The 21,422-nt window shown below is 51.4% G+C and carries 21 protein-coding genes and 1 other annotated feature; of the genes, 1 reads left to right on the forward strand and 20 read right to left on the reverse strand.

Annotation, left to right across the window (positions count from 1 at the left end; genetic code table 11):
- Window positions 1–207: 207 nt before the first annotated feature.
- The 3 genes from A372_RS0119350 to A372_RS35540 all read right to left on the reverse strand — a co-directional run bounded on the left by A372_RS0119350 (window position 208) and on the right by A372_RS35540 (window position 4,300).
- Window positions 208–2,823 carry a ComEC/Rec2 family competence protein gene (locus tag A372_RS0119350; protein WP_019422547.1) on the reverse strand — a complete coding sequence of 872 codons (2,616 nt, stop codon included), beginning with the start codon at window positions 2,821–2,823 and terminating at the stop codon, window positions 208–210.
- 131 nt (window positions 2,824–2,954) lie between these two features.
- Complete coding sequence (locus A372_RS0119355) at window positions 2,955–3,479, reverse strand: deoxycytidylate deaminase (RefSeq protein WP_019422548.1); 525 nt, start codon at window positions 3,477–3,479, stop codon at window positions 2,955–2,957.
- 134 nt (window positions 3,480–3,613) lie between these two features.
- Window positions 3,614–4,300 (reverse strand): ComEA family DNA-binding protein, encoded by a 687-nt coding sequence (locus A372_RS35540; protein WP_019422549.1) that lies wholly within the window; start codon window positions 4,298–4,300, stop codon window positions 3,614–3,616.
- A gap of 138 nt (window positions 4,301–4,438) precedes the next feature.
- On the opposite strand from A372_RS35540, the gene comER reads away from it, so the two are divergent.
- Window positions 4,439–5,284, forward strand: a complete 846-nt coding sequence (comER, locus tag A372_RS0119365; protein WP_019422550.1) for a late competence protein ComER — start codon at window positions 4,439–4,441, stop codon at window positions 5,282–5,284.
- Here comER and leuS read toward each other — a convergent pair.
- From leuS to spoVAC, 17 genes are all read right to left on the reverse strand, one after another.
- Window positions 5,265–7,706, reverse strand: coding sequence for a leucine--tRNA ligase (leuS, locus tag A372_RS0119370; RefSeq protein WP_019422551.1), 2,442 nt, complete (start codon window positions 7,704–7,706; stop codon window positions 5,265–5,267). The genes comER and leuS overlap by 20 nt on opposite strands.
- 137 nt (window positions 7,707–7,843) lie before the next feature.
- Window positions 7,844–8,073: a binding site (T-box leader), on the reverse strand.
- Between the two features lie 94 nt (window positions 8,074–8,167).
- A complete protein-coding gene (locus A372_RS0119375) occupies window positions 8,168–8,944 on the reverse strand; it encodes a class I SAM-dependent DNA methyltransferase (RefSeq protein WP_019422552.1) in 777 nt (258 codons plus the stop codon).
- A gap of 127 nt (window positions 8,945–9,071) precedes the next feature.
- Complete coding sequence (locus A372_RS0119380; protein ID WP_019422553.1) at window positions 9,072–10,025, reverse strand: CvfB family protein; 954 nt, start codon at window positions 10,023–10,025, stop codon at window positions 9,072–9,074.
- Window positions 10,022–10,369 (reverse strand): ribosome silencing factor, encoded by a 348-nt coding sequence (gene rsfS / locus A372_RS0119385; RefSeq protein WP_019422554.1) that lies wholly within the window; start codon window positions 10,367–10,369, stop codon window positions 10,022–10,024. Before rsfS ends, A372_RS0119380 begins: the two co-directional genes overlap by 4 nt.
- A gap of 15 nt (window positions 10,370–10,384) precedes the next feature.
- Entirely contained in the window at window positions 10,385–10,969 is a 585-nt protein-coding gene (yqeK, locus tag A372_RS0119390; RefSeq protein WP_019422555.1) for a bis(5'-nucleosyl)-tetraphosphatase (symmetrical) YqeK, read from the reverse strand.
- Window positions 10,941–11,549, reverse strand: a complete 609-nt coding sequence (locus A372_RS0119395) for a nicotinate-nucleotide adenylyltransferase (protein WP_019422556.1) — start codon at window positions 11,547–11,549, stop codon at window positions 10,941–10,943. The genes yqeK and A372_RS0119395 overlap by 29 nt, the downstream gene beginning before the upstream one ends.
- Before the next feature lie 20 nt (window positions 11,550–11,569).
- Window positions 11,570–11,860, reverse strand: coding sequence for a ribosome assembly RNA-binding protein YhbY (gene yhbY / locus A372_RS0119400; RefSeq protein ID WP_019422557.1), 291 nt, complete (start codon window positions 11,858–11,860; stop codon window positions 11,570–11,572).
- A gap of 151 nt (window positions 11,861–12,011) precedes the next feature.
- Entirely contained in the window at window positions 12,012–12,893 is an 882-nt protein-coding gene (gene aroE / locus A372_RS0119405; RefSeq protein WP_019422558.1) for a shikimate dehydrogenase, read from the reverse strand.
- 42 nt (window positions 12,894–12,935) lie between these two features.
- Complete coding sequence (gene yqeH, locus A372_RS0119410; RefSeq protein WP_019422559.1) at window positions 12,936–14,057, reverse strand: ribosome biogenesis GTPase YqeH; 1,122 nt, start codon at window positions 14,055–14,057, stop codon at window positions 12,936–12,938.
- Entirely contained in the window at window positions 14,054–14,578 is a 525-nt protein-coding gene (locus A372_RS0119415) for a YqeG family HAD IIIA-type phosphatase (RefSeq protein ID WP_019422560.1), read from the reverse strand. Before A372_RS0119415 ends, yqeH begins: the two co-directional genes overlap by 4 nt.
- A gap of 165 nt (window positions 14,579–14,743) precedes the next feature.
- Window positions 14,744–16,036, reverse strand: a complete 1,293-nt coding sequence (locus A372_RS38720; protein ID WP_237728569.1) for a DUF4129 domain-containing transglutaminase family protein — start codon at window positions 16,034–16,036, stop codon at window positions 14,744–14,746.
- Window positions 16,014–17,018, reverse strand: coding sequence for a hypothetical protein (locus A372_RS38725; protein WP_237728570.1), 1,005 nt, complete (start codon window positions 17,016–17,018; stop codon window positions 16,014–16,016). The genes A372_RS38720 and A372_RS38725 overlap by 23 nt, the downstream gene beginning before the upstream one ends.
- A complete protein-coding gene (locus tag A372_RS0119425) occupies window positions 17,015–18,268 on the reverse strand; it encodes a DUF58 domain-containing protein (protein ID WP_019422561.1) in 1,254 nt (417 codons plus the stop codon). Before A372_RS0119425 ends, A372_RS38725 begins: the two co-directional genes overlap by 4 nt.
- Before the next feature lie 2 nt (window positions 18,269–18,270).
- Entirely contained in the window at window positions 18,271–19,227 is a 957-nt protein-coding gene (locus tag A372_RS0119430; RefSeq protein ID WP_019422562.1) for an AAA family ATPase, read from the reverse strand.
- Window positions 19,228–19,469: 242 nt separating this feature from the next.
- Window positions 19,470–19,820 carry a stage V sporulation protein AE gene (gene spoVAE, locus A372_RS0119435; RefSeq protein ID WP_026011174.1) on the reverse strand — a complete coding sequence of 117 codons (351 nt, stop codon included), beginning with the start codon at window positions 19,818–19,820 and terminating at the stop codon, window positions 19,470–19,472.
- Between the two features lie 9 nt (window positions 19,821–19,829).
- A complete protein-coding gene (gene spoVAD, locus A372_RS0119440; RefSeq protein ID WP_019422564.1) occupies window positions 19,830–20,840 on the reverse strand; it encodes a stage V sporulation protein AD in 1,011 nt (336 codons plus the stop codon).
- A 44-nt stretch (window positions 20,841–20,884) separates the two neighbouring features.
- Window positions 20,885–21,382, reverse strand: coding sequence for a stage V sporulation protein AC (gene spoVAC, locus A372_RS0119445; RefSeq protein ID WP_019422565.1), 498 nt, complete (start codon window positions 21,380–21,382; stop codon window positions 20,885–20,887).
- Between the last annotated feature and the right edge of the window lie 40 nt (window positions 21,383–21,422).

The following is a 21,422-nucleotide window of genomic DNA, read 5'->3' on the forward strand; positions in this document are numbered from 1 at the left end:
CATATCCATTGACGTGCTGACGACGCAAATGGTTGCAGTTCATCCGATTCCATTTTGTAGAATAATCTATCATGTCCATATAAAGAGTAGAAATTCATTCCTAGCATAGCAAAAATTCAACTCGATTTCATTGTAAGATGATTCAATTTAAATTGAATGGAATTTGAATGAAGTAAAGCACGCCAAGACGACGTGCTTTTAAAAATACTATGGAAATATCCTATCATGCTTTTTGCGTACCTTCAATCCACTGCCTGTAAGCTTAAACTGTACTTCACCATTCAGATCCGTGCGCAGCACCGGCACGTTCGCTTGTGACAGTGCCTCCAGCACGAGCGGATGCGGATGACCATATCGATTGTTGCGGCCTGCGGAAATAACGGCAAGGCGTGGTTGCCACGCTTGCAGCCATTCGGGAGTCGTCGAAGTTTTGCTTCCATGATGCGCCACCTTCAACACATCGATCGACAGGGATTCATATATGTCCGAATTCGTAAGCATCATCTGCTCCCCGTCCGCCTCCAAATCACCAGTCAGTAAAATGGACGACTGCTCCTTGCTGCGTGGATGTGTAAGTGTCACATGCAGAACAATAGAAGAATCGTTTTGTTGGTCCGATGTAGAAATATGATTCCCTGCGGACGATGCTTCGGGATATAGCACCTTGATTTGTGTCCATGCATCAAGCGACCACGTATCGCCCAGTTCCCACTTTATAATTGGTATTTGTTTCTGCAGCGCAGTCCGATAGAGCGAATGCATTGAAGCGGACGACTTCCATGTTCCATTCATGACGAATCGCTTCGTCGGAATTTGCTCCAGCACCGCCTGCAGACCGCCCGCATGGTCCTGATCAGCATGCGTCAGCACGACGGCATCCAAGCTTCTGACTCCCCGTTGCTTCAAAAGAGGTACAACGACCTTCTCCCCTACCTCAAACGGCACCCGGCGGTCCCGCCAGCGGTCTGCAGGCTTGCGAAAATTAACGGTTCCCCCGCCGTCAATCAAGATATGGCGCCCGGTTGCTGTCCGAATGAGAATACTGTCGCCTTGCCCCACATCAATGATGCTGATAGTGGCATCCAGAGAGCGTTCCCTATGATATCCCGTGTAAATAATCGTCCCGAATAGAAGCGAGGCACCGAGCAGACCAGATAACACGAACCGAGGTGTAACCGAACGCAGCGTAATAAACGTATCTAGCGGTTGTGTATCTTCTGATGCGCTGCCGGTTTGGCGGCGGAAGCGGCGTTGAAGGCGATATGTGTTCATCCATCGGACCATGGAAACGATGAGCAGACTCAGGCTGACATAATATATAATAATCCACCATATGTGCGGCGTTGGCCATATGACTGTTGTCCCTTCGATTAGGCTCAGTCGTTGGACGATGGTAAAGGTCAGATCGTTCATCCGCACTACAATCCAGGCGACTGGCCGAGCTAACGGTTCATATATCGCGGCTGCAAGCAGTGAAATCGTTCCTAGCGGAAGCACACCCATGCTTATAAATGGTACAAGCAGGAAGTTAGCGCCGAAGGACAGCAACGAGAATTGATTAAAATAATAGACGGTTACCGGAAATGATACGGCTTGTGCTACGAGCGTCACGGCAATAGAAGAAGTGAGCCAGCTTGGCCAAGCCGGAAGCAGACGGACCACATGCGGGACGAATACGATAAGTCCTGCCGTTACGATGAAGGACAGCTGAAATCCAACTTGCAGCGCATAGCGCGGCTGCCATAGAAGCATGAGCAACAAGGCTGCGGACAAGATGTGCAATCCGTCCTTCAGCCACCCTCTTCGCAGTCCATACAGTGCTGCCATGGACATCATTCCCGCCCTCACTACAGAAGCTGCTGCTCCGGTAAGCAGCACGTAAAATGGAATGAGCCATAGTACCGCTGCAATGCTCGTCTCTTTCGTCATTCTTAACAGACGGAACATACCTAGCAACGCACCTACGAATACGCCGACATGCAGCCCGGAAATGGCGAGCACATGGGTCAATCCCAGCTCTGAGAACTGCTGATACGTATTCGGATCCAATTCGAGGCGGCTGCCCAAAATCAACCCTTGAACATAGCCGCTATGAGGCTGTTCATACAGTCGCTGCAGCAATCCAGATAAATGTTCTCTGAGTCCGTCTATATAAGCCAACATTTTCTGAACTGTCCACTGTATGTCCAGGAGCGAGATAGCAGCCTCCGATGCTGTATCTGTTACTTGTTCTGCCCCGCTCACTTTAACAATCCAATGGATGCGTGCCGTACGCAAATAATCGCGGTAGCTGAAGGCGCCAAAATTCGTCGCTTCGCCAGGCAAGCTCAATGTACCGGCAATTTGCACCTGCTGACCTCTTTTCCATTGTGCAGCGGCTTCGATTTCCTGTTTCATGTGTAAGCGCACTTGAACGAGAAGCTTCTCTCGTGCAGGAGCAGGCTCATTCATTTCCGTCGATTTCCAGTCCGTAGACATAAAATGAAATTGTACACGGTCACCATCCCTTTCGACCGGTGAAGAGATGAATCCGTTCCATATGGCAGCCTGTTCTTCAGTTGATGCGCCTTCGCCGTGGGATTCAGGCCAGTAACTGCGGTCAAGCTGTACGGACCAAATAAAATAAGTGACGGCCAGTAGCAGCGTAAGCGCATAAAGCACAGCCAGTCTCCAACTGCACCACTTCAATCGGCAGCATAGTGGCAGGATTAGAACCAAGCCAAGCGCTGCGATGAGCGCCGCCCCTGCACTTAGCGTAGCACCGAAGTGAACACCTATAACGAAGCAGCATGCTATGACCACTATCGGTCGTCGTTGCAGCATTTCAAGCCTCCTGTTCCATACAAAAAAAGAACCTCTATGCCGATGCCTGTCCCGCCCCATCAACCACAGTTAACGAAGCGACACTCATCGCTGCATAGAGGTTCTTCCTCCATCATCATTCCATTATGCTATTAATTTATCGTTTCCATCTCCGTCTCGCGCGGCGGCTGATAATGGTCCAATTGCCGGAATATGATTCCCTTCTGTGCCATCATTGCCCTTACTTTGTCGCTGTCCTTCGGATACGGACGGTGAAACGCAATTTCCGTTACGCCGCTGTTGGCCAGCATATTGGCGCATGTCCAGCACGGTTGATCCGTCACATATACGGTAGAGCCTTCTCGATCAATCCGATCGGTGAACAGAAGCAAATTCTGTTCTGCGTGAATCGTGCGGATACAGCGCTGCTTTTTCACCATTTGCTCTTGACCGTCTATGACGACCTTTTCATATTGCTCCGCGATCATACAGCCCGCTTCACTACAGTCCGGAACCCCCATAGGCGCCCCGTTGTAAGCTGTGCCAAGCAGCTTCTTTCCTTGCACAAGCACTGCGCCGACATGCCGTCTCGGACAGCGCGAACGTGTAGAAACCATATACGCAATGTCCATGAAGTAAGTGTCCCAATCTTTGCGCGTTGTCGTTGTCGTTGTCATGACATCACAATCCCCTGTCTCGTTCTGCCTTAGTTCTTATGTGTTTTCACCCTATAGAGGCTGTTCAAAAGGCCCCCTTTTGAACACGCACTTATATTGTAAGCAGGCCTGCTGTGATATGCAACTGTATGCCATTACTCGACACTTATTTTGTCGCGCAGCTTGGCAAACATTTTGGGGCCGATGCCCTTCACTTTTGTTATATCGTTCACTTTGTTGAAAGCCCCATGCTGCTCGCGATAAGCGATAATCGCCTTTGCCTTGCTCGGTCCAATCCCTGGCAGCTCAGTCAAGAGATTAGCGTCCGCTTGATTGATATTAATCAAGTTCGCTGAGCTTGAACGGTTGGCGGCCGGGGGTTCAGATGCTCTTATATCTGTCTGCTGCGTAGAGTTGGAAGCGCCAGCCCCCGAAGTGCTCTGATCCGATTGTGCCGCTGCTCGGCTCGGATTAGCATGTGGCTCCTTGTCCATTACGTCGGATGCGCCGGATGAAGAAGGTGGCTCTGCCGACTGTTCGGATCCGTTTAGTGCAGACTTGGCTGAAGGTGAGGACGATGAGGATGCCGGCTCGCCTGCCGCAGCCTTATCAGTCTTCGTACGATTTGGCGCTGACTTATTTGCTTCATTAGACTCTGTGCCTTCAAGCGGTCCCAGCAACTGGGCAATTTCATCATTAACAGGTTGCCATGACTCCGTCTCTTGTTCCCACTGCGGTCTGAGCCATAACCACATACATAGGGCCAACCCGATAATTGCGATGCTAGTTCCCATGAACCAGCGCTGCAAAAAAGAAGAGAACGGTATTTTGAAATCTTTCATGCTACTACTCCTTTCGACAGAGCGATAAGGGTATAATGGTCAACCAATCCATCATATAGTTTGAAGTAACATGCGCTAATCGTATAATGTGGCTTTACAGCGTTAAATGAATAGTGTGTAGCAAAGGAGGGAACATCCGTGAAGGTCGGATTTATCGGTACGGGCAGTATGGGTTCGACGATCATTGAAGCACTCATTCAATCGGGAGCCTTGGAACCGGAGCAGGTCATTGCCAGCAACCGTACGATACAGAAAGTGCAAAACCTTGCTTCTCAATACCCCGGACTTCAAGTCGCACTTAGCAATACGGAGACGGTGGAGCAGAGCGACATCGTCTTCTTATGCGTTAAGCCATCGGAATTCAAGCATGTGCTGGATGAGATCGCTGGGACAGCGCGATCTGAACTCATCCTTGTGTCCATCACAAGTCCGGTTCTGATCAAGCATTTGGAAAATAGCTTAAACTGTAAAATCGCTAAAATTATTCCGAGCATCACAAATTATGTATGGAGCGGGGCATCGCTATGCATGTATGGGGGCCGCATTCAGACCGAAGATCGATTGCTGCTGGAGCAGTTGATGATGGCCATCAGTCGTCCGCTGCAAGTATCGGAACAGTTCACTCGCATCACTTCGGATTTGGCGAGCTGCGGACCGGCATTTATTGCGTTCTTCTTGCAAAAATGGGTGGAAGCCGCTGTAGAGGAGACCGGTATTGACCAGGAAGAAGCTTCGCGTCTGGCGTGCGAAATGTTGCTGGGAACAGGCAAGCTGTTAACGGAAGGCGGCTTTACGCTCGAGCTGCTGCAGCAGCGCGTAGCGGTCCCCGGCGGCATTACCGCCGAGGCGCTGCGGCTGTTGAATGAAGAACTAGAAGGTGTGTTCCAGAAGCTCATTGGAGTCACTCACGCGAAATATGAGGAGGACCTAGAGAAGGTCCACGCTCAACTCTGCGACCATGAAGTTAACCGACCACAATATTGACGAGACGGCCTTTTACTGCGATGACTTTGCGAACGGTCTTGCCAGCAATGGCATCTTGAACGTTCTGCAGGGACATCGCTTTTTCTTGCATAGCAGCTTCGTCAGCATCGGCAGCTACGTTCATGCGATCCGCTATTTTCCCATTTACTTGAATGACGATTTCCACTTCGGCATCTATCGTCAACGCTTCGTCATAAGTCGGCCATGACACGTACGTAATCGATTCGTTATGGCCGAGACGCAGCCATAGCTCTTCGGCAATATGCGGTGCAAGCGGCGACAGCATTTGCACGAAATTCTCCATTGCTTGCCGCGGCAGAACATCGGTCTTGTACGCTTCATTGATGAAAATCATCAGCTGGCTAATCGCCGTGTTGAAGCGCAAGTTCTCCATGTCTTCGGTAACTTTCTTCACGGTCTTATGCCATGTGCGCAAAAATGCATCGTCCGCATTCCCGTCAACGATTTTGCTGTTCAATTGGTCCTCTTCATTTACAAACAAGCGCCAGATCCGGTTCAGGAAGCGGAACATGCCTTCCACGCCGTTCGTGTTCCAAGGTTTGGTCACTTCCAGCGGCCCCATGAACATTTCATACATGCGGAGCGTGTCGCCGCCGAACTCGTTAACAATATTGTCCGGGTTGATCACGTTGCCGCGGGATTTAGACATTTTCTCGCCGTTTGTACCGAGAATCATCCCTTGGTTGACCAGCTTATAGAATGGCTCCTTCGTCTCCACGACACCGAGATCGTAGAGCACCTTGTGCCAGAAACGGGCATAGAGCAAATGAAGCACCGCATGCTCCACTCCTCCGATATACAAGTCCACCGGAAGCCATTTCGCCAGCTTCTCCTTCGAACAGAGCTCATTCTCGTTCTTCGGATCGATGAAGCGCAGGTAATACCAGCAGCTTCCCGCCCATTGCGGCATCGTATTCGTCTCGCGGCGCGCCTTGAGCCCCGTCTCGGAATCGACCGTATTCACCCACTCGGTCACGTTCGCAAGCGGCGATTCTCCCGTACCGGAAGGACGGATCTGTTCGATATCCGGCAGCATGACCGGCAGTTCGGATTCCGGTACCGGCTTTATCGTGCCGTCTTCCAGATGAAGAATCGGAATCGGCTCACCCCAGTAGCGCTGACGGCTGAACAGCCAGTCACGCAAACGATACGTGATCTTGCCTTTCCCTTTGCCTTCCGCTTCCAGCCATTCAATCATGCGAGCCATCGCCTGCTCGTTCGACAAGCCGTTCAAGAAGTCGGAATTAACGTGAGCGCCGTCGCCGGAATAGGCTTCCTTCGCTACGTCGCCGCCTGCAACGATCTCCACAATTGGAAGCTCGAACTGCTTCGCGAATTCCCAGTCGCGTTGGTCATGGCCTGGAACGGCCATAATCGCTCCCGTACCGTAACCGGCAAGCACATAGTCTGCGATCCAGATAGGCAGCTTAGCTCCATTGGCTGGATTCACCGCATAGGTGCCCGTGAATACGCCCGTCTTGTCTTTCGCCAAGTCCGTACGCTCCAGGTCGCTCTTGCGCGCAGCTTGATCTTGGTAAGCCTTCACGGCAGCTTGCTGTTCCGGAGTCGTAATTCGCTCTACGAGCTCGTGCTCCGGCGCCAGAACGCAATAGGTCGCGCCGAACAGCGTATCGGGACGCGTCGTGAAGACGACGAGTTCATCCTCGAATCCGTCAATCGCAAAGCGCGCTTCCGCGCCTTTCGATTTGCCGATCCAGTTGCGCTGCATGTCTTTGATGCTTTCCGGCCAATCCAGCTCTTCCAGATCTTCCAGCAGCCGCTCCGCGTATTCTGTAATTCGCAGCACCCATTGACGCATCGGCCTGCGGATGACTGGATGGCCGCCGCGTTCGGACTTGCCGTCGATAACCTCTTCATTCGCCAGCACCGTACCGAGCGCAGGACACCAGTTCACCGGAAGCTCCGAGACGTATGCAAGCCCCTTCTTGTACAGCTGGATGAAAATCCATTGGGTCCATTTGTAATAATCGGGATCGGTCGTGCTGAATTCGCGGTCCCAATCGTACGAGAAGCCGAGAGATTTAATCTGGCGGCGGTAGTTGTTGATATTCTTCACCGTAATGTCGCGCGGATGCTCGCCCGTATCGAGCGCATGCTGCTCGGCAGGCAGTCCGAAGGCGTCCCATGCCATCGGATGAAGCACGTTATATCCTTGCATCCGCTTGTAACGGGAGATGATATCGGTTGCTGTATATCCTTCCGGATGGCCTACGTGAAGGCCCGCGCCGGATGGATAAGGGAACATATCGAGCGCGTAGAACTTTGGCTTATCTTCGTCTTCAAGCGTCGCAAACGTCTTCTGCTCATCCCAGTACGTTTGCCACTTCGGCTCGATGGATTGTGGCTGATAGCCATGCTGTTGTTTTATTTCTTGACTCATCCTAATCCTCCTCATGCTGCACCATGTAGCTGCACGCGCAAGCCACATTGAAGTGCCTAAGCAATAATGCAAGCTGTAATAATGCAACGCCGTAACTCCATTATTCAGCAAAAAAGCCCCCCGTCCGTAGCGTAATCGCTAGGGACGAGAGGCATAATTCCCGTGGTACCACCCTAGTTAGCGAAAGACATGCTTTGCCTTTCACTCCCTCTGCACCTGTAACGCGGGTGACGCGTCGCAGCATAGCCCTTCCGCTTCCGCTGCGCGACTCTGAGGCGAGTTCACCTTCTTCCACCACCGGTTCCCACCCAACACCGGCTCTCTGACAGATGGTCGACAAGCTACTATTCCTCTTCGTTGTCTTTGCTACACCTATTCAAATGTAACGTGTATGTACCTGCGATCAGTCGCAAGTAGCTATATTGTAAAGAAAAAAACGCATATTGTCAATGTTTGTCGCATCACGAGCACGCTGCTTCCTCTTTCACCGCGACGAAGAAAATTCGCTGCGCATCAGCATCCGGCTTCTCCCATGTAAAATCGGCAAACATCTCAATCTTATTGAAACCGGCATCTCTTAAACTTTGTGCAAGCCACTGAATATCATAGGCGCGCTGCACATGGGCTTCATCCACCCGTTCAAACAAACCGCCGTTCTCTTGACGAACAAACAACGTCAGCTGATGCTCGATCTCCTTGCGTCCCTCATCGAAATCGGAGAACCATATGTAGGCGATGTCTTCCTCATCATAGGCAAAAGGCTGCGTACTCGCATACTCTTCAAATTGGCGTATAGACAGCACATCGAAGAGAAATATTCCACCCGGACGCAACTGGTCGTAAGTCGCCTGGAGCACCTGCTTGACTTCACTTTGTTCCGTAATATAGTTCAAGCAATCGCAAAAGGAAACGACTGCATCCACGGAATTAGGAACTGACCAGTGACGCATATCTTGGCACACCCATTGCATGTTCCCCTGCAGCGGAGGATGAGCAGCCATCTTGTTCTGGGCGATGGATAGCATCGTCTCAGATAGATCTATCCCAATGACCTCATAGCCTAGCGCCGCTAACGGCAGTGAAATATTGCCAGTTCCACATCCAAGATCAACAACGCGTTCAGGCTTCCCGCTTCCGTATCGCTGCCATGCCGCTTCGGCGAAAGCAATCCATTCTTCATAGGGCATATCCGCCATTAAGCGGTCATACACCTCTGCAAATCGACCGTACGATTCCATTACTCTCGTCCTTCCTCATCCCGTCCCTTTTTGATTACGAAGCATCCTAAGATGTCATTCAACATCGAATCCTGCATTCACTCTCGAAAGTCCGGTGCTGAAAAGGGGCCCTTTTGGACAACCTCTTTTAACGGCTCGGCTTGCGCGGCTCCGACTGCGCCTGCTGCAGCACGCCCGCCAATTCATCGGCTGCCAGATCCTTCCCTGCTTGAGTCAACTCCGTCCAGCTTCCGTTCTGGTCAATAAGTCCCGCTTTCATCAAGCGGCCGATCGATCTCTTAAATGCGGATTTGCTCATGTTAAAGCGCTGCTTCACGATATCAGCCGGCGTCTCATCCGAGTATGGCATCGTCCCGTTCGGGCGCTCCTTCAAGAAACGGAACAACCGATCCGCATCCTTATCCATGCCGACTTCCTTGCGTTCTGCGGTCGTGACGTTTACGCGCCCGTCCTCGCGCACGTGCGTAATTCGAACACGAACCCGTTCACCGAGCCGGAGCGGCCGCGGGCGTTGGGATTCATGCAGCAGGCCGATGATGCCGAAGCCAAGCGGAGCGCCGTCGATCACGAAGAACGTCCCCATCTTCAGAGCACGGTACACAATCGCCTCATGCCAAGTATTGAGCCATGCTTCCGGCGCATGAAAAACGAGCGGAATCAAATCGTCCTCCCGCGCGGGAAGTGCAACGAGACGGCCAAACTTATCGTGTGCCATTTTGACGTACACATCATCACCCAACTGAGGATGAAGCGGTTCGTATTCCGGCAGTTCGCCCCTCGGCAGCAGCAATTGGCGTCCAATGCCCATTTCCAAGAAGCAGCCGTACTTCGGGTGGATATCGGCCACCTTCAGACAAGCTACTTCGCCAAGTGTCAAATACGGGCGCTTCATCGTGGAGGCTAGTCGGTCTTCTGTATCGAAGAACAGAAATACATCCACCTGTTCGCCTGGCTTTATCGGTCCGGTCATTTCCGAGTAGTGCAGCAGCACGTCCAGTTCGCCATCTGTTAAAAAATAACCATATGGAGAGACTTCACGCGCAACCGTTAATTGTTGAATCATACCTGCAACCAAGGTCATGCCATTTCCACAACTTTCGCATCGGACCACAGCTTCTCAATGCTGTAGTATTCCCGTTCGTCGCGATGGAACACATGCACGATGACATCGCCCATATCCACAAGAACCCAGCGTGCCGAATCAAACCCTTCCGTACCGCGAATGTGAACGCCTGCTTCATGTGCGCGCTTGCGAATTTCGTTCGTAATAGCTTGGACCTGAGTGTCCGAGTTCCCGTGACAGACGACAAAGTAGTCCGCTATGAGGGAAATGCCTTGCAAATCCAGGACGACGAGATTCATCGCCTTTTTATCTTCAGCCGCGTCTACGGCGATCTCAAGCAATTGTTTTGAAGTGATTGCCATTGTTCAACCTCCATCTCATTTGTAAAGCTCTTGTTCCAGCTCTTCAATCAAACTGTTTCTTGCCAGTATCGTAAGCGGAAAGACGCGCCTGCGTTTGGCGAGCAAGAAGCTGATCGTCGAATCAAACCCCGCTACGAGGGCCGTGTTCACATCGCGCTCTGCCAACTCGCGTATGCGGTCAACACCTGGAAAATCGCGTCCAGGTTCGATATAATCTGCCAAACATACGATTTTGTCCAGCAGCGTCATATGAACGCGTCCTGATGTATGATACCGTATGGCATCCAGTATTTCTTTGTCTTCGATCCCATATTCATGCTGAGCGACATATGCTCCGACAGGAGCGTGCCACAACTGCTTGTCATGCTGCAGCAGCTCCGGCGGCATATGCTGCTCGCGGATGATCTCTTCCATTCGCGCCGTCGGCCAGTATTTGGCTACATCATGCAGAATGGCTGCTGCCTCCGCCTTGATTGGGTCTGCTCCGTATTTGTTCGCGAGCCGGATCGCCGTATCCATTACTCCTTGAGTATGCTGCCAGCGCTGTTCCGGCATTTGAGCTTGGACGGACTCAATCATTTCTTCGCGTACTTGATTCATAAAGCCCCCACCTTGCTATATATTGTTCAACCGCATCCGGCACCAAGTAACGAATGGATCTGCCCTCAGCAAGGCGCTGTCTAATCATCGTAGACGATATGTCCATTTGCGGCATGTATGCAGCGCTAATGCGTTCACGCCATGCAACGGGCAGCATATCCAAGTGCCACGGCGTTCCCGGACGTCGGAGCCCAATAAATGTTATGCTGGTCATTAATTCATCGATACGATGCCATTGCGGCAAATAAGCGACCATATCGCCTCCGATGATCCATGACCATTCCACATCTGGATGCGTCTCCCGCAAGCCTGTTGCAGTATCTACTGTATACGATACTCCTCCGCTCGCATACTCCCAGTCGCTCACTCGAAAGCACGGATTTCCCTGCACCGCAAGCTTCGTCATCTCCAGACGTTGCTCAATAGAAGCGAACGGCTGGCGGGATTTATGTGGAGGAACGCTAGCCGGCATGAACCACACTTCATCCAGCCGTGCCGCTTCCAGCGCACACTCCGCAGCGACCAGATGTCCGAGATGTATCGGGTCAAACGTACCGCCCATGATGCCGATTTGTTTCATGGGTAGGCCTCCTGTGCCGATTAAGGCAATTCAATCTGTTTTTTCTCTTCAGACTCCTTATACAGGACAATCATCTTGCCGATAACCTGTACAAGCTCTGCACCCGAACGTGAAGACAATTGCTCTGCCACTTCATAGCGATCTTCCATACAATTATTCAAGATCGACACTTTAATCAATTCGCGCACTTCCAATGCTTCTTGAATGTGACGAATGAGTTGATCGTTCGTTCCGCCCTTGCCTACTTGAAAAATAGGCTGTACATGATGTGCGAGAGATCGCAAATAGCGTTTCTGTTTACCCGTTAGCATATGTTTACCTGCCTTATCTGTATCATAATGTTATAAAATTCTTGAAAAAGGTACTCAAAAAGTCCCTTTCGAGCACGCACATGAAGTAACCTGCGGCCTCACTAACTTCCATGCCGACATCGACAATCCGAACGAGTTCGCCTGCAGTTTATTATAGCGTACGTAATACTTCTTGTCTCATCAGCTCCGCAGGAGCCTGTTTGCCGGTCCACATTTCAAACGCGATCGCGCCCTGATAGACGAACATTCCGAGGCCGCTATGCGTTCGGCAGCCTGTCCGCTGTGCGGCCTGCACCAGTGCGGTCTCGAGCGGATTATAGACGATATCGCTCACAATCATATGAGGCTGCAGCCAATCCGGATTGAGAGGAATGGCTGCAACGTCAGGATGCATGCCGACAGATGTCGTATTGATGACGATATCAACCTGTTCCGCATCGATGACTGGAGCATCCAGCAACGGCACGACACGTATCGGACCATAAGGAGACAAATCGTCGGCTAACGCCTGCGCTCTTTCGACCGTCCGATTGGCAATGATTAGCTCCTGGCAGCCTTCCTTCAACAGTGCATAGGCGATTCCGCGTGCCGCGCCGCCGGCACCGATTAACAGAATCCGAGCTGCAGAAACTTGTGGAATCATCTCTTCCTTCAAAGATCGTACATAGCCGAGACCATCCGTATTATATCCGATAAGCTTCCCGTCGCGGCGGACGATCGTGTTGACCGCTCCGATAACTTGGGCGCTTTCGTCGATATTATCCAAATACGCCATGACACGTTCTTTATGGGGAATCGTCACATTAACTCCGCCGATGCCAAGCGCGCGAATTCCCTTTATGGCCTGCTCCAGCTCATCCGGCAGCACATGAAATGCGGTATAGATCCCGTTTACATCAAGGCTCTGCAAAGCCGCGTTATGCATGAGCGGTGATTTGGAATGCTTTATCGGATCGCCGATGACCGCATACAACGTCGTTGAACTGTCCAACGCCCGAACATTCCCCACTGATACTACCGCATCCGGTTCCATCGTTCTACGCTCCCTACCCATGTTTGTATAAAACATTATCGTTTAAAGCAACGAATGGCGTGTCAGCACCTTTACTCCTTTGGGAGCATGAACCTCCACCAGCGCCCCGGTCGTTCCGTTGCAAGTTACCCAGCCGAGACCTGAAATAAAGACGTCCGTCTCGCTTCCACGCGCAATTCGAAATTGATGCTTCGTCCAAGCAGGCAGCTCGTCCACACGTTCACGCGTAGGCGGAGCCAACATATCGCCGCGGTGGTCACGGTACAACTCGTCAGCCCGTTCCAACTTGGTCCGGTGAATCGGAAGCCCATTCGACACATAGCAAGTAAATGACTGGCGTTCCCCTTCCACGAAGTCGAAACGCGCAAAAGCGCCGAAGAACAACGTCTGCCCTTCATTCAACTGATATACTGCAGGCTTCAACGGCTTGTCAGGCAGCAGCGCGCCCAAATCATCACGATGCGCCAGCTCAGTCATGCGGCTCGGGTATACAATTCCCGGTGTATCGATAATATGCTTGCCGTCATCAAGCGGAATATGCACAACATCGAGTGTCGTACCCGGATAGCGCGACGTCGTCAATTCTTGTTCCATATCGCTGTAATCGTTGATGAGACGGTTAATCAGGGTTGATTTTCCGACATTGGTAGCACCGACGACATACACATCGCGTCTTTGCCGCCACTCACCCACCTGGTCTACCAGTCGATCGAAGCCAAGGTTGCGCTTTGCGCTGACGAGAATGACGTCAACGATGCGCAAGCCGTGCTCCTTCGCCTGCCGCTGTACCCAATTCGTAATGCGATTCCAGTTCGTCGCTTTCGGCAGCAAGTCAATTTTGTTCACGACCAGCAGCACCGGGTTGGTGCCAACGAAGCGCTGCAACCCCGAAATGACGCTCCCATCAAAATCGAACAAGTCAACGATATGAATGACGAGCGCGTCTTCCTTGCCGATGCGTCCCAGCATGCGTAAAAATTCATCCTGGTCTATTGCGACAGAAGCCGCTTCGTTATAATGTTTAATCCGGAAACAGCGCTGACAAATGATCGGCGTCCGTTCCAATGCTTTTGCCGGCACATATCCTGGTTGTTCAGAATGCTCCGTTTGCAGCGTTACGCCACAACCACTGCAAGCTCGTGCCTCTTTTGTTTCATCACTCAATGTCGTTCCTCCTCGTGCCACAATCCCTTTTTACGCAGTCGAGCCGTAACGATGCGCTCGATGCGTCGATTGACGCGTGTCATCCAACCTTCGTCCTGAATGGCTATCGGCTGGACCAATATTGTAAACATACCAATGCGATTGCCTCCAAGAACATCTGTAAGCATCTGGTCGCCGACGACGACCGTTTGATCTGGTGTGAGCCCCATTAGCTGAAGCGCTTTATGAAAGGCTCTTTGCGATGGCTTGCGCGCCGCATGAACGAACTGAATATCGAGCGGCGTTGCGAAGCGGGATACGCGTGTATGATCATTGTTCGATACAATAACCACTTTAAATTTTTGGCGTTTCACTTCCTCCAGCCATGCGGCTAGTTGCGGTGTCGCCAGAGGGTCTTTCGCACCTACAAGGGTATTATCCAAGTCTGTAATAATCCCTTGAATCCCTTTCTCCTTAAGCATAGCCAGATCAATATCATAGACCGTGCTTACCCGAAGACGGGGAATAAGCCCTTCCAACAAAGCAGTCACCTCGTTTTCATACGAAAAACTATACCATATTCTTTGTTTTTCGTGCAAAAAAATGCCGTTCCTGTGCGGAACGACATGTAATCGTCACAATCACGAGCTCATTCTCTACCTTTCTCTCTGTTTCATTTTACCGTATCCATTCGTTACGTTCTATAATCATCCCGCCCGTTTAAACTGACGGACAGCGGCTTTCAATCGCTCAATATCTGCTTCCTGAGTGAGATCGTGACCATATTTTGCTTGTTCAAACAGTGGAACGATCGTATTGACGGAGGCATAGCGTTCATCATTGCCTCTACACCAACGGAAGGCCGCTTCTCGAACCGTTTCATGCGGCGCTTTGCGCAACCCCTTCAGGCGGCAATAACTGATCCACATTTCGGTCTCCAGAACAATTTTTTCATCAGGCGTCAGATTGCGCTTCAACATGCGGATCCACCGCAGCGAGAAACCAACCGAGCGCCATCTCCATAAGAGAAGCACAAGCGCACCGATAAGGACAGCAAGGACGATGATTCGAGCTACTGTTGTCACCCAAGCCGGTAAAGACGCTTGTGTCTGATCTTGCTGGCCCGGAGCTGATTTGTCCTCATCCTTCTCTTTGTTCTTCTCTTGCTCCGCTATTGGTTCAGTCTTCTCTTCTTCCTTCGGTTCCCATCGAGGCAAGCTGAATCCAGGTGTTGGCTCAAATGCGATCCAACCGTAATCGCCCATATACACTTCCACCCATGAATGAGCATCTGCATTCGTTACACGGAAAGTTCCACCGGAATCAGGATCGAATTGGCCCAGCATCATATGCTCGCTCATGCCTTCACGCACGCCTGGCGCATAGCCTTTGACCCAGCGGGTCGGCACGTTGACCGAGCGGAGCATCACGGCCATCGCCGTTGAGAAATAATCACAATACCCTTCCTTCACTTCAAACAAGAACCCATCTACGAAATCTTCACTGGTGCGCAGTGAGATATCCGGTGTATTCGTATACTGGAACTGGCTGCGCAAATAGCTCTCGATTTGCTTCGCTTTATCGTAATTGTTCGTCGCATCAGCCGTCAACTGCTCGGCAAGATCGCGCACACGGGGCGGCAGCTTCTCCGGAAGTTGAATGTACTTGCTGAAGCCGAGATGCTCTGCGGCGTTGTCATCACCTGCAGAAGCTTGGCGCAGCTTCTCCTCCGACACGACAGGAACCCGGGAATTCACCGTGTAGCTCTCCGGATATGGAGCACTTGGCGAACCCATATAATGAATCTCGCTATCTCTTCCATTCCACCAGAGCTCACCGATATTTTCGGTCTTAATGTCGTTAATGGATTCAATCGCCTGCATGCCGAACAGCACCGGATATGGTTGTCCGCTCAACATATGGAATGTCTGCTTAATCTCACGGGTCTGTATATCGCTAGATGGCGCACCTTCCGATTCAATACGCGTGTTTGTTTTCACTCGTTCCTGCCCGTCGGTCCGGTTCAGATCCCTCCAGCCTTGCGGTGTACAGCTCCTTTGCCTCACCCCGCCAGTATCCTCTCGCATCGGATTGTACGGTCATAACAGGCATATAGTCCATTTGAAACCCGTTCCCGAGCTGGCTATCCTGCTGGCTGTACCCCGATGTGCTCGTGCGCGGCGCATCGTTGGAGCCTGTGACGTCCGACATCATTCGCTTGACGATATTGTCACCATCGCCGTAGCGATTACTCCAAGCGGTATAAGGATCCGTTAAAATCGGTTCGAACTCTGGCACGCTAACTCCGATAGACATGATAACGGCAATGATAAAGAAGGCACTCATCCCCATTTGAAGCGGATAACGCAACGAGTTGCGCCACATATGGGGGTACTGCTGCTTCATTTGTCCAAAATGCAAAGTGATGAGCCACACTAATGAAGCGCCGACAATCCAAGCCACTTGCTCCCAGAGCATCGTTTCCGTGAAGGAGTCTAATATTCCAAATACGATAATTTGCATAAGAAGCCAAATAATAACCCTGCCGCTTCCTCTGACAATTTGGCCAATAGCTTCGTAGACCAGCCACAAGCCGAGCACAAACCAAATATAAGGATGGAAGGAAACTAATGATTCCGATATTTTGCTGCCGGCAACCCATAGATCGTATTGAATGAGTTCTTTATAGACGACCCACAAAATTAGAGGAAGACCGATGAAGAGTCTCCCGGAAAAATGTCTGGGAAAGAGGAGAGAAGCGACCCAGAGCACAATCAAGGATGCCTTGGACATAACAATCGTCTCTTCGAACCAGTACGGCTCAAGCATGACGATCCATTGCCAGCACATTGCGATTAGGCAAGTCCATACTAGCCTTTCATCCCAATACGAGAACAGAAACTGCTGTAAGTACTTCGTTGACGAAGGCGGCTTCTGTGATGCCGAACGCTTCGTCGTGTTCGATCGCCTCACGAGATTCAACGTGCCTCACCTCCCAGCAGCTGAGGCAACTGTTGAAGTTGGCCAAGCGGAATATATTGGAATCGATGCTTCCCAAGCATTCGAATCCGAGCATTGTCTGCCGGGGCATAATCGCTGCCCTGAATGTGAAGGTAAGTGCCATATCCCCCTGCCTTGAAAAAGGAACTGACTGCTGATATGTCCTCGCCTGTTAATCCGCCGCTAATCCAAGCAACCGCAGCGCCATTTAAGCGTAAGCTATGCTCCATAAGCTGCTTGTAAATGCGGCCATCTTCCTGCTCTGTCCGTTCCCGATGCACAGCCGACAACCATTGCTTGAAGGATAGCGACTGCGTACGAACTGTATCGGCATCCCACCACTTCAGTCCGTTGCCAATGGCAGCGATGTAAGCCGGCCTCTCATGTGTTCTAGCATAGTCAGCCAATGAAGCAGCCGCGCTTATGGCCGTCTCAAAGGCGTTCGCTTCCTCGTAAAGCGCAGCTCTCACATCCAACACAATGAGAATGGGAGAAAAAGATTCGTGATCGAACTGCTTCGATTTCAATACCCCCGTCTTTGCGGTCGCATTCCAATGAATGCGCGAGAGCCGATCGCCATGGACGTATTCACGCACTCCATTTAATTGGGTGGATTCCCTTCTTCTTATATGGCGGTTCTGCTCTAGATGACCTTGACCGTCCTGCCGCTCCGCCTGATTCCACCTCGGAATGGACACGGTTGTCGGCATAACATAGAAGGCTGCGGGAGCTTCGAACTTGCCATGATGCTCGAACACACCGAATAAATCCCGTGAACAGCATGAAGTCGCCTCATAACGGTACCAGCCTCTCTGTAAAAACGGCGTACGATAAGACAACACGGCTGTACGCTTCGCATCCAATGTGACGACGGTTTCTTCCTCATAGTAACGCTCTCCGAAACGCAACAATTCCTCTCGCACAATAACATATGGAAGCGGAAACCAGCCAGGGACGGTAATCCTCACAGATACATTAAGTCTGGAACGTGCAGGAACGAACTTGCTCATCCCGGCTCCTAGCATGCGTTCTCCGCTTACTCTGCGAATACCTCCTGCCAATCCGGACAACCAGTAGACCGCAAGGAGCGTCGCCATCGACAGAAGCATAAATGAAGTCTTACCGCCTTGGAATAGAAAATAGAACAGACACGAGACATAGATTCCAACCGCGATAACAATCGACCGCTTGCGCGAACGACCTTGGCGTGGAACAAGTTCCATGTTATTCATGTTCATATCCCCATTCGAATCGGTACCGGTATGTTCTGCACCACTTCCCGCAAAATATGATTGGCAGTTATCCCGTCCATTTTTGCCTCCATGCCAAGCACGAGGCGATGATTCAGCGCATAAGGAAGCAATATTTTCACGTCATCTGGCGTAACGAAGCTTCGTTCGCGAATCCAAGCGCGGGCTTTGGCTGCTTGCATCAAAGAGACTGAAGCACGCGGGCTTGCGCCCAAGACGACATGAGGATGTTCGCGTGTCGCGCGCACAATGTCAATGATATATGCAGCGACCGCATCATCGATATGAACGCAGCGAACCGCTTCCTGCATTTCTTTGATTGCAGCAATGTCCGTCACCGATTCAACCCTCTCCGAAGGCAGTCCTTCCATGTGACGGGCCAGCATCGTCCGTTCGGTCATCTCGTCCGGATACCCGAGATGAACCTTGAACATGAATCGGTCAAGCTGCGCTTCCGGTAACATAAAGGTCCCCTCGAATTCAATCGGATTCTGCGTTGCGAAGAGAACAAACGGCGAAGGCAAGTCGAATGTCTCGCCGTCTACTGTAATGTGGTGCTCCTCCATCGCTTCAAGCAGCGCCGACTGCGTCTTCGTCGTCGCGCGGTTAATCTCGTCGACGAGCAGCACATTCGTCATCACCGGACCTGGCCGAAACACGAATTGCTGCTCTTTCGGATGAAAAATAAAAACTCCGGTAATATCGGTAGGCAGTATATCCGGATTACATTGAACTCGGCGGAATTGTCCACTCATCGTACGGGCGAGTGACTTCACAAGTTGAGTCTTGCCTGTGCCCGGCACATCTTCAATGAGGACGTGGCCGCCGGCAAGCAAGGCAGTGAGCAGCAATTCAATTTCAAATGCTTTTCCCAAAATACATCGTTCCAATGTCGATTGCATCTGCTTCATAACGGAATGCAGTGAATGATAGGATGGCATGGCAACGACCTCCCCTTCAATATTAAAAATTTGGCGGATTCACAATATGTCTTATGAGCTGGATCACATGAGCTGCGCTTACATTTTTTCATTTTACACCATTCTAGGAATAAGGTACATGTGCGGATCGTCCGAATAGATTTGGAAGCTTTAGCAAAAAAATAAAGCCCCGTTGCCATGGATCGGCTCGGAGCTTATCGTTATGGATACCATTACATATAGAGGTTGAACACGCACATATACTAGCCTTTCGGGCGCACGACTAAGGCAGCTAGAAAGGAGAAGACGATGGCCGCCGATATTCCGGCGCTCGTTGTCTTGAAAATTCCGCTTACAGCTCCGACCCAGCCATCTGACTTCAAATCCGTCAGTGCACCGTGAACGAGCGAGTTCCCGAAGCTTGTAATCGGCACGGTCACGCCTGCGCCAGCAAAGTCGATCAGCGGCTCATACCAGCCAAAGCCATCGACAATCGCGCCTGTCACGACAAGGATGCTCATCGTATGCGCCGGCGTCAGCTTAGCCACATCAAACATTAGCTGGCCTATCACACAAATGAGTCCCCCGATAATGAAGGCCCATAAGTAAGTCATCATTGAATATCATCCTTCCATTTCAATCGTAACGGCATGCGCAATGCTGGGAATGGTCTCCCCTTGCTGATAAGACAGCGGGGATAGCAGCGCCCCCGTCGCAGCAATAAGCACACGCCGCAGCTCGCCTTTTTGCATGCGCTTCAAAATGTGTCCGTACGTCACTACAGCGGAGCAGGCGCATCCGCTGCCACCGGCTTGCACAGCTTGTTTTTCTACGTCAAACACCATGAGTCCACAATCTTGGAAATTGGCTTCATCCATCGGCACACCGTGCTTTTTGAACAAGTCTTTCGCAATTGGATGTCCGACATTGGCCAAGTCGCCGGTCACGATGAGATCATAGTCCTGAGGAGATCGATTCAAGTCCTTTAAATGCGTCAATATGGTATCTACTGCCGCAGGAGCCATCGCCGCTCCCATATTAAAGGGATCCGTTATGCCAAGATCAACAATCTTCCCGATTGTCGCTGCGGTTACTTGCGGGCCCTTTCCTTTCTTGGCCACAACCGCCGCTCCTGCGCCTGTTACTGTATATTGAGCGGTAGGCGGTTTCTGGGAACCGTATTCCGTCGGATAGCGGAACTGCTTCTCGGCTGTGCAATTATGACTGCACGTCCCCGCCATCGCATAGTTCGCATTGCCAGAGTCGACGAGCAGCGAGGCAATCGCCAGCGTCTCCATCGAAGTAGAGCACGCGCCAAAAACGCCGATATAAGGGACGCCGAGCGTACGGGCGGCAAATGAATTGCTTATAATCTGGTTCAACAAGTCGCCGCCGACAAAGAAATTCAATTGGTCCTGCGTTATATTCGCGTTCACGATAGCTAACTGGGTTGCCTGCTCCAACAGCTTGCGCTCGGCCTTCTCCCAACTTTTCTCCTGCATGTCCAAATCATCATGAATAAAATCAAAGTCGGCTGCGAGAGGCCCCTCTCCCTCATCCGGCCCGACGACAGTTGCGGTGCCGATAATGACCGGACGGTTCGCAAACTGCCACGTACGGCGTCCTACTTGCATCGGAATGCCTCCTCCTTCTTCTTGCTCGAATGTCCGTCTTCGCCTTAGTGTTGAAGACCGAACAGGTAATAGACAAGCGCCACAACAAAAGCAGCCACCGTTCCGAACACGACGACGGAGCCAGCGAGCTTGAACATGTTGCCCCCAACGCCGAGCACAAGTCCCTCACTGCGATGCTCCAAGGCTGCCGAGCACATCGAGTTAGCGAATCCGGTGACGGGAACGGCTGAACCCGCTCCGGCCCACTGCGCGATTTTGTCATACACTCCGAAGCATGTCAGGATGACCGATACCAAAATCAACGTCACCACCGTCGGATTGGTTGCCTGCTTCTCGCTCATATGGAAGAGCGTCATGTACATCTGTTGTATGGCTTGTCCGATTAGACAGATCGTGCCGCCGACCAAAAAAGCCCGTATGCAGTTTTTGAATACGGACCGGGACGGCTCACGCTGTTTGGCAATTTGTTTGTACTCCTGCTCCGACAGGGTCCAATTTCCCAGCTTCCATTTTGCGGACTGGGATTTGCTTGAAGCTGCCATGCCCCCACCTCCTGCGTCAAACTATACTATGGTTCTATTT

Origin of the sequence: Paenibacillus sp. OSY-SE, from assembly GCF_000283315.1 — a bacterium.
GTDB lineage: Bacteria > Bacillota > Bacilli > Paenibacillales > Paenibacillaceae > Paenibacillus_B > Paenibacillus_B profundus.

Excerpts from the sequence above, each read along its gene's own strand:
- leuS (WP_019422551.1), bottom strand. The coding sequence starts at position 7,706 with ATGAGTCAAGAAATAAAACAACAGCATGGCTATCAGCCACAATCCATC.
- yqeK (WP_019422555.1), bottom strand. The coding sequence starts at position 10,969 with ATGAATCAAGTACGCGAAGAAATGATTGAGTCCGTCCAAGCTCAAATG.
- yhbY (WP_019422557.1), bottom strand. The coding sequence starts at position 11,860 with ATGCTAACGGGTAAACAGAAACGCTATTTGCGATCTCTCGCACATCAT.
- spoVAD (WP_019422564.1), bottom strand. The coding sequence starts at position 20,840 with ATGCAAGTAGGACGCCGTACGTGGCAGTTTGCGAACCGTCCGGTCATT.
- rsfS (WP_019422554.1), bottom strand. The coding sequence starts at position 10,369 with ATGGCAATCACTTCAAAACAATTGCTTGAGATCGCCGTAGACGCGGCT.
- spoVAC (WP_019422565.1), bottom strand. The coding sequence starts at position 21,382 with ATGGCAGCTTCAAGCAAATCCCAGTCCGCAAAATGGAAGCTGGGAAAT.
- A372_RS0119425 (WP_019422561.1), bottom strand. The coding sequence starts at position 18,268 with ATGAATAACATGGAACTTGTTCCACGCCAAGGTCGTTCGCGCAAGCGG.
- A372_RS0119380 (WP_019422553.1), bottom strand. The coding sequence starts at position 10,025 with ATGACCTTGGTTGCAGGTATGATTCAACAATTAACGGTTGCGCGTGAA.
- A372_RS0119395 (WP_019422556.1), bottom strand. The coding sequence starts at position 11,549 with ATGAAACAAATCGGCATCATGGGCGGTACGTTTGACCCGATACATCTC.
- aroE (WP_019422558.1), bottom strand. The coding sequence starts at position 12,893 with ATGGAACCGGATGCGGTAGTATCAGTGGGGAATGTTCGGGCGTTGGAC.
- A372_RS0119430 (WP_019422562.1), bottom strand. The coding sequence starts at position 19,227 with ATGCCATCCTATCATTCACTGCATTCCGTTATGAAGCAGATGCAATCG.
- A372_RS0119350 (WP_019422547.1), bottom strand. The coding sequence starts at position 2,823 with ATGCTGCAACGACGACCGATAGTGGTCATAGCATGCTGCTTCGTTATA.
- A372_RS0119375 (WP_019422552.1), bottom strand. The coding sequence starts at position 8,944 with ATGGAATCGTACGGTCGATTTGCAGAGGTGTATGACCGCTTAATGGCG.
- A372_RS35540 (WP_019422549.1), bottom strand. The coding sequence starts at position 4,300 with ATGAAAGATTTCAAAATACCGTTCTCTTCTTTTTTGCAGCGCTGGTTC.
- A372_RS0119355 (WP_019422548.1), bottom strand. The coding sequence starts at position 3,479 with ATGACAACGACAACGACAACGCGCAAAGATTGGGACACTTACTTCATG.
- spoVAE (WP_026011174.1), bottom strand. The coding sequence starts at position 19,820 with ATGACTTACTTATGGGCCTTCATTATCGGGGGACTCATTTGTGTGATA.